The organism is Saliniramus sp., assembly GCF_035311605.1.
In the GTDB taxonomy this organism is placed as follows: Bacteria; Pseudomonadota; Alphaproteobacteria; order Rhizobiales; family Beijerinckiaceae; genus Saliniramus.
On sequence record NZ_DATGCW010000372.1, the window covers coordinates 1 to 7,778 of the forward strand.

General features: G+C 63.7%; 7 protein-coding genes. 3 read left to right on the forward strand and 4 right to left on the reverse strand.

What is annotated here, in order from left to right; all coding sequences use genetic code 11:
• Together VKP01_RS16470 and VKP01_RS16475 are read right to left on the reverse strand one after the other, a co-directional pair.
• Positions 1-379 (reverse strand): SDR family NAD(P)-dependent oxidoreductase (locus tag VKP01_RS16470; protein ID WP_324414228.1); only part of this gene is annotated, 379 nt, incomplete at its 3' end.
• A 144-nt stretch (positions 380-523) separates the two neighbouring features.
• Positions 524-2,362, reverse strand: a complete 1,839-nt coding sequence (locus VKP01_RS16475; protein ID WP_324414230.1) for an ABC transporter transmembrane domain-containing protein — start codon at positions 2,360-2,362, stop codon at positions 524-526.
• Between the two features lie 166 nt (positions 2,363-2,528).
• Here VKP01_RS16475 and rpmE point away from each other — a divergent pair, with 166 nt between their 5' ends.
• Entirely contained in the window at positions 2,529-2,768 is a 240-nt protein-coding gene (gene rpmE, locus VKP01_RS16480; protein ID WP_324414232.1) for a 50S ribosomal protein L31, read from the forward strand.
• 152 nt (positions 2,769-2,920) lie between these two features.
• On the forward strand, positions 2,921-3,718 hold the full coding sequence (locus VKP01_RS16485; protein WP_324414234.1) for a YdcF family protein: 798 nt from the start codon (positions 2,921-2,923) through the stop codon (positions 3,716-3,718).
• Between the two features lie 165 nt (positions 3,719-3,883).
• On the opposite strand, the gene VKP01_RS16490 is transcribed toward VKP01_RS16485, so the two are convergent.
• Both VKP01_RS16490 and VKP01_RS16495 read right to left on the reverse strand, forming a co-directional pair.
• Complete coding sequence (locus VKP01_RS16490; protein WP_324414236.1) at positions 3,884-5,338, reverse strand: methyl-accepting chemotaxis protein; 1,455 nt, start codon at positions 5,336-5,338, stop codon at positions 3,884-3,886.
• A 33-nt stretch (positions 5,339-5,371) separates the two neighbouring features.
• Positions 5,372-5,680, reverse strand: coding sequence for a hypothetical protein (locus VKP01_RS16495; RefSeq protein WP_324414238.1), 309 nt, complete (start codon positions 5,678-5,680; stop codon positions 5,372-5,374).
• 271 nt (positions 5,681-5,951) lie between these two features.
• Between VKP01_RS16495 and VKP01_RS16500 the strand changes: the two genes are divergently transcribed.
• Positions 5,952-7,577, forward strand: coding sequence for a long-chain-fatty-acid--CoA ligase (locus VKP01_RS16500; protein ID WP_324414239.1), 1,626 nt, complete (start codon positions 5,952-5,954; stop codon positions 7,575-7,577).
• Positions 7,578-7,778 lie beyond the last annotated feature (201 nt).

Consider the following 7,778-nt stretch of genomic DNA (forward strand, 5'->3'; position numbering starts at 1 on the left):
CTGGAAGGGCGAGCTGGGCAAGGCGGAAGACAGGCTTCACCATGGCCTCGAACTGGGGCGTCCAGTCCTCGGGCTCGACTTCTGCGGCGACGCGGGCCGGGGGGCCACCGGTATTGGCGATGAGGATATCGACACCGCCCATGGCGGCGACGGCGGCCTCATAGATCTTGTCGGTATCCTTGGTGAGATCGGCGGCGTATGCGTGCGCCTTGCCGCCCTTCGCCTTGATCGCCTTGACGGTTTCCTCCAGCTTGTCGGCGGAGCGGGCGGTCATGAAAATCTCCGCGCCTTCCGCCGCGAGCGATTCCGCCGAGGCCTTGCCGAGGCCGCGACTGGAGGAGAGAACGAGGGCGCGCTTGCCCTTGAGGCCGAGATCCATTGTGTGTCTCCGTAGCTGTGCCGCCCATGCGGCATTGAAACCGTGGAATGGATGTAGCACCGCAGACCAGCGAAGTTGAGCCCGCAACCCGGCAATCCGGATTGCGCCGAAGCGCGCCGAATGCGTGCGCAGCCCCGTCTCGTTTTATTGCGCGGCCTCGGCCCGGGCTGCATCACTGTCGGCGAATTGCAGGCGCGCCAGCCTCGCATAGAGGCCCCCGCGCTTGATCAGGCTTTCGTGATCGCCGCTCTCGACGATGCGCCCGCCATCCATCACCAGGATCCGATCCGCTGAGCGTACGGTGGCGAGGCGGTGGGCGATGACCAGCGTGGTGCGCCCCTGCATCAGATGATCGAGCGCTTCCTGCACCGCGTGCTCGCTCTCGGCATCGAGCGCGCTCGTTGCCTCGTCGAGGAGAAGGATGGGCGCGTCCTTGAGGATGGCGCGGGCGATGGCGATGCGCTGGCGCTGGCCGCCTGACAGCGTCACCCCACGCTCGCCGATCAAGGTGTCGTAGCCCTGCGGCATTTCCATGATGAAACCGTGGGCGCTGGCCTGCTCGGCGGCGTTGCGCACGGCTGCGTCATCGGCATCCGGCTGGCCGTAGCGTATATTGTCGCGCACGCTCGCCCCGAAGATCGTCGCCTCCTGCGGCACCAGAGCGATTCGCTGGCGCAGGACTGCCGGATCGGCGCGATGGGCCGGCACGCCGTCGATCAGGATGCGGCCCTGTTGCGGATCGTAGAAGCGCAGCAGCAATTGCAGCACCGTGCTCTTGCCTGAGCCGGAAGGGCCCACGAGAGCCACGCGCTCGCCCGGTTTCAGCGCGAAATCAATCCCGTCGAGGGCGATAATGTCGCTGCGGTTGGGATAGGCGAAATGCACGCCGGTCAGAGCCAGCGAGCCGACCGGCGGCTCAGGCAGCGGCTGGGGATTTTCCGGCGTGGCCACATTGGGCAGCGTTTCGAGGATTTCGCCGAGCCGCTCGGCGGAGCCCGCCGCCTGGGCGAGCTCGCCATAGACTTCCGAGAGCTGGCCCATGGCGCTGGCGGCGAAGACGGCATAGAGCACGAACTGGCTGAGTTCGCCGGCGCTGAGATCACCACGCATCACGCCCTGCGCGCCGTACCAGAGGATCAGCACCACGCTCGAGGAGACGAGGAAGATGATCGTCCCGGTGAGGAAGGCGCGTGCCTGTGTCGAGGTGCGCGCGGCATCGAACGCGTCTTCCGCCGCGCGGGCAAAGCGCCGGGCGGTTTCGCCCTCCATGCCGAAAGCCTGCATGGTGCGCACGGCACCCACCGCTTCCGAGGCATAGGCCGAGGCATCGGCGAGCCGATCCTGTGCGATGCGCGAGCGCTTTCGCACCTTGCGGCCGGACAAGACCAGCGGCAGCACGATGAAGGGCAGAGCGAAGACGACGAGGGAGGAAAGCGTCGGGCTCGTCCAGACCATCAATGCGACAGCGCCGATCAGCAGCACCACGTTGCGCAGTGCGATCGAGATGCTGGCGCCGAATGCACTCTTGATCTGGGTGGTGTCGGCGGTGAGCCGCGAGGTCAGCTCACCCGCTTTCGCAGCATCGAAGAAGGCCGGGTCAAGGCTGGTCAGCCGGGCAAAGACCGCAGCACGCACATCCGCGACGACGCGCTCGCCCAGGGTGATGACGAAGTAATAACGCAGCGCGCTGCCGAGGGCGAGCAGGGCCACGACGAGGATCAGCATGCCGAAATAGGCCGAGACGAGCTCGGCGCGGTCCTGGCCGAATCCGAAATCGATCACGCGGCGCACTGCCAGCGGCACGGCCAGCGTCGCCATGGAGGCAATGACGAGTGCGCCCATGGCAGCGGCGATCCGCCCCTTGTAGTGCAGAGCAAAACCCAGAAGTGGGCGCAGGGCCGCCAGATTGGCGCGCGCAAGTCTGTCTTTCGGGCGCCCCTCCTTCGAGACATTCCGTTCTGGATTTTTTGGCTGTTGCGACATCGTCTGGATACTCGGTTCCCTCATATGCGCGATTCGCGCAGGCTGTGCTTGAATTGCCGTCCCGTCTGGGTTATAGCGCCGCGATCTTCTCGACAGGCTCGACATATCGCCACGGGCCTCCGGCGGCCACAAAAATCCGCCGGAACGGCATCATGAGGTTAAAGCTATGGCACGCAAGGAAGCGACAGCCCATCCGGATTATCACTTCATCAAGGTGGTGATGACCGACGGGACCGAGTATCAAACCCGCTCGACCTGGGGCAAGGAGGGCGACACCATGACCCTCGAAATCGACCCCAAGACGCATCCGGCCTGGACCGGCGGCAACCAGCAGCTGCTCGACCGTGGCGGGCGCGTCTCGCGCTTCAATTCGCGCTTTGGCAATCTCGGCTTCAGCAAGAAATAAGCCTTGTCGGGCGATGTGCCCGATGGCTCCCGGCTGATCCGGCCCCGGGCGTCTCGTCCGGGGCTTTTTGTGTCGGGCGACAGCGATCGCCGATCGGTCACGGATGGCGATCTGTCGCGGTATCGGGCGCGCGATATCCGGAGGGACATGGCATGTTCTTCGTCCTCTCGAAGGTCATCTGGTTCCTTCTGGCGCCGTCCAATCTGCTCGTGTTGCTGATCGCTCTCGGCCTGCTGCTGGCGGCGCTGACGCGGCTCCGTCGCAGCGGACTCGTCCTTGCCGGAATCGCCTGTGCCGGGCTGTTCGTCTTCGGCATGACGCCGCTGTCGAACCTTTTCCTGCGCACGCTCGAAGCACGCTTTCCGATCGCCGAACCGCTCACCGGCGCGATTGACGGCATCGTCATCCTCGGCGGATCGCAGGATCCGGATGCGAGTATCGACCTCGGCCAGCCCGTCCTCAACGAATCAGCCGAGAGGCTGGTTGTCGGGAGCGCACTCGCCCGGCGCTTTCCTGATGCCCGAATACTGATTTCCGGCGGGAGCGGTGCGCTCACGGGAAGCGATAACAGCGAAGCACGCGCCGGCGCTCTGATGCTGGAGAGCCTCGGCCTCGATCCCGCCCGCATCCTGATCGAGGAGCGCTCACGCAATACGCATGAAAATGCCTTGTTCTCGCGGGACATGGCGCAGCCGCAGGCGGGCGAGACCTGGCTGCTGGTCACCTCCGCCTTCCACATGCCCCGCTCCGTCGGCGTGTTCCGCGAGGCGGGTTTCGTGGTCGTGCCCTATCCGGTGGATTTCCGAACCATGGGCCATGAGGGAAGCTTGCGGGGCTTTTCCAAGATCTCCGAAGGCCTGCGTCGGCTTGACCTTGCGATGCACGAATATGTCGGGCTCGTCGCCTATCGTCTGACCGGGCGCACCGATGGGCTTTTCCCCGCGCCCTGAGTTGTCCTGGCGCATGTCAGTGCGTATTTACCATGATGAAAGCACAGCTCTGCAATTTTCGCATCAAAGGTTGCGCAAAAGTCGAAATTCAACATAAAAACCCTCGCGCAAATCGCGCGAGGGCTCGCTTGTCACGGCGGCATGTTTGGATCGGTGCGCGCGGCCTCAGGCTGCGCGCACCGAGGCGCAGAACCCGTCCACCCTCTCACGAATTTTCTGCGCCTCCTGCGCCAGAGCCTGCGTCGCCGAAATGATGTCGCCCGAGGCCTCGTTGGTCTCGCCCGAGAGCGTCCCGACCACGTCCACGGTCTCGTTCACGACCTTGGCGCCATTCGCCGCTTCCTGCACGTTCGAAGCGATTTCCTGGGTCGCCGCCGATTGCTGGGTCACGGCGGAGGCGATGCTGGAGGCGAGCTCACTCATTTCGTCAATGGTGGTGGTGATATCCTGAATGGATGTGACCGAATCCTTGGTCGCCGCCTGCATCTCCGCAACCTTTGAGGCGATATCCTCGGTCGCCTTGGCCGTCTGCGAGGCGAGCGTCTTGACCTCCTGTGCCACAACGGCAAAGCCCTTGCCGGCCTCACCGGCACGCGCGGCCTCGATGGTGGCATTCAGTGCCAGCAGGTTGGTCTGCTCGGCGATGGAGCGGATCAGATCGACCACCTCACCGATGCTGCGTGCGGAATCGGAGAGTGTCTGCACCTGGCCGTCCGTGCGGCGAGCGCCCTCGACAGCCCGGCGGGCGATATCGGAGGATTGCGTGGCCGAACGACCGATCTCCGCGATCGAGGCGGCGAGCTCCTCGCCCGAAGCCGCGACGTTCTGGATATTTGCCGTGGTGCGTTCCGAGCTCGTAAGCACGTCGGACACGCCGGAGCCTGTCTTCGCGGCGATGGCTTCGAGGGCATCGGCCTTGGCGCGCATGGCGTTGAAGGCTTCGTCGAGCGTGGCGAGTGCAAGGCGGATCTCGTTCTCGAAATCCGCCGCGAGGCGATCGACTGTTGCGGCGCGGGCACTGACCTTCTCGGCTTCCTGCGCGCGGATCTCGGCGAGTTCGACATCCTTGCGCCGCGCTTCCTCGGCAGCCTCGACTCCTGCACGCGACAGTTCCATCATGCGTGCGAGCGTGATCACGACCCAGGCCAGGACGGCGGTCTCCAGTACCACGATCACCGCATGGATCATCACGCGCGTAAGGCTTGCGCCACCGGGGAAGATCGCAGCCGGCAGGATGAAGTTGAAGCTGAGATGGTGCACGGCGGTCACACCGGCTGCCGCCACGATCACGCGCCAGTCACAGAAACCGGCGAGCATGGCCAGAACGGCGAAATAGTACATGTGCACATCGAGCTGCCAGGGATGACCGCTCATGGCGAAGACGAGGAGCGAGACCTGGGCGACGAGGCCGATGGCAATGGCAAAGCGGGTGGCCACATCCTCGGGACGCTTCAGCGTCAGCAGCACGCCCGGCGCAGCCACGGCAAGGGCGAGTAACGACTTCATCATGATATCGCCGCCGAAAAAGGATGCGACGGCGGCGACGACGAGAACATGGATGACCATCAACGCGGAAAGCAGCCTTGCCGTAGCCGTCCGCAGGGTTGTGACATCAGTCATTTCGGTTTCCTTAAAATACAAGAGCAGGCGCGGTCATGAGTTGATTTCCGTCAGGCATCCACCGACCACCTGCGGGTCGAGCAGGAGCCAGGCGCCGGCCTTGCGAATATCGTCGGCGAATTCGGGAGAAGCGGGCATGGCGACGCTGATGAAGCCGAGATTGCCAGCACGGATCACTGCACCGCCGGCTTCGCCGACCCGACTCATCGCTGTCGCTTCGTCGATCCAGGGTGCGAACACCACCGCGACGCCCTCGCCCATGTCTTTGGGCCCGGCGATCAGCGCCAGCGGCGCAGCAAGCGTCAGCAGGGCGAAGACAAGCAGGAAGGCGATGCGAGACACGTTTCCATCCTCAGGCGACTGGGGGAAGATTGAAACATGCCGGTTTTAAATTTGTGTAAAACGTCCAAAAGCAAAGAACCTTACACTTTTGAATTCAATTACAATAATATGGAATGTTTTATTACATAAAGCAATCAGAGGGGGCAATTCCGTGTCGTTGCGTGTGGGAACGGCATTGGCCTCTGCGGCGTCTGCGCGTAACCTGTGCTACACCGTTCGACGCTTCACCAATCCAAGAATCCGCCCGGCGGACAAAAACGGAGAGAACGCCATGCTCGGCCTGATGCAGGACTGGCCCCTGCTGATTCATCGCGTCATCGACCACGCCGCCATCCAGCACCCGGATCGCCCCGTGATATCGCGCTCCGTCGAGGGCCCGATCCATCGCACCACCTACAAGGAGGTGCGCAGTCGCTCGCTTCAACTGGCCAAGCGGCTGGAGAAGGATGGAATCGGCCTCGGCGACCGGGTCGGGACTCTCGCCTGGAACACCTGGCGGCATCTGGAGAGCTGGTATGGCATTACCGGGATTGGCGCGATCTACCACACGGTCAATCCGCGCCTGTTCGACGACCAGATCATCTACATCATTAACCATGCGGCGGATCGCATCCTGTTGCTTGATCTCAGCTTCGTATCGCTGGTGGAGAAGCTGGCCGACCGGCTGGAGAGCGTCGAGCGCTTCGTCATCCTCACCGATGCGGCCAACATGCCGCAGACCACGCTGAAGAACGCCATCGCCTATGAGGATTACATCGCCGAGGTCGATGACGATTTTAGCTGGAAGAGCTTCGACGAGAACACAGCTGCGGGCATGTGCTATACCTCCGGCACGACGGGTAACCCCAAGGGCGTCGTCTATTCGCACCGCTCCAACGTGCTGCATTCCCTGACCGTGAACGGCGTTGATTATCTCGGCCTGTCGGCGCGCGATACGGCCATGCCCGTGGTGCCTCTGTTCCACGCCAATGGCTGGTCCTTCGCCTTCTCGGCGCCCATGGCCGGCGCGGCACTCGTCCTCCCCGGCCCCAAGCTGGACGGTGCCTCGCTCGCCGAACTCCTCGTCGAGGAAAAGGTGACGATCTCGGCGGCCGTACCCACGATCTGGTTCTCGCTGCTTCAGCATCTCGAGGCCAGCGGCACGGCACTGCCCGATCTGCAGCGCGTGGTGATCGGCGGCTCGGCCTGTCCGCGCGCGGTCACCAAAACCTTCCGCGACGTCTATGATGTCGAGGTAGTGCATGCCTGGGGGATGACCGAGATGAGCCCGCTCGGCTCCGTTTGCACGCTCAAGCCCGATTACGGCGAAGTCGATGGCGAAACCTGGCTCGATCTGAAGGAGAAGGTCGGCTTCCCGCCGTTTGGCGTCGAGATGAAGATCGTCGATGATGACGGGCGCGAACTGCCCTGGGACGGAGTGGCCTTCGGCAAGCTGATGGTGCGCGGCCCGGCGGTGGCACGATCGTATTATAACCGCGACGACGTGATCTGTGACAACGACGGCTTCTTCGATACCGGCGACGTCGCGACGATCGACCAGCACGGCAACATGCAGATCGTCGACCGCTCCAAGGACGTGATCAAATCCGGTGGCGAGTGGATTTCATCGATCGATCTGGAGAACATCGCCGTCGGTCACCCGGATGTGGCGGAGGCGGCCGTGATCGGCGTGCGCCATCCGAAATGGGACGAGCGCCCGTTGCTGATCGTGGTGCCCAGGCCCGGGCGCGAGCCGGACAAGGAGAGCATCCTCGCGCACATGGCGCAGCGTATCGCCAAGTGGCAACTCCCCGACGATATCATCTTCCTTGAGGAGATCCCCCATACGGCCACCGGCAAGATCCAGAAGCTGACCCTGCGTGAGCGTTATGCGGACTACAAGCTGCCGACCATGTGAGGATCGGTGATCGTCGAGGGTTCGCCGCCCCCCTGTACCTTTCCCCTTACGGTTTCTGGGATGTGCGCTGCGGGTCGTGCGCAGTGTAGCGTAGCGGAGCGAAGCACGACCCGCGGGTGACGGCCCGTGTCTGGCGTAGCTTCCAGAACCGAGCCGGTTCGCCGGGAGCAACCAATTGCCCCCTGTGGCATGACCACCTGG

Bases quoted from the DNA above. Each gene is read 5' to 3' on its own strand.
- VKP01_RS16475 (WP_324414230.1), bottom strand. From the start codon at position 2,362: ATGTCGCAACAGCCAAAAAATCCAGAACGGAATGTCTCGAAGGAGGGG.
- rpmE (WP_324414232.1), top strand. From the start codon at position 2,529: ATGGCACGCAAGGAAGCGACAGCCCATCCGGATTATCACTTCATCAAG.
- VKP01_RS16485 (WP_324414234.1), top strand. From the start codon at position 2,921: ATGTTCTTCGTCCTCTCGAAGGTCATCTGGTTCCTTCTGGCGCCGTCC.
- VKP01_RS16490 (WP_324414236.1), bottom strand. From the start codon at position 5,338: ATGACTGATGTCACAACCCTGCGGACGGCTACGGCAAGGCTGCTTTCC.
- VKP01_RS16500 (WP_324414239.1), top strand. From the start codon at position 5,952: ATGCTCGGCCTGATGCAGGACTGGCCCCTGCTGATTCATCGCGTCATC.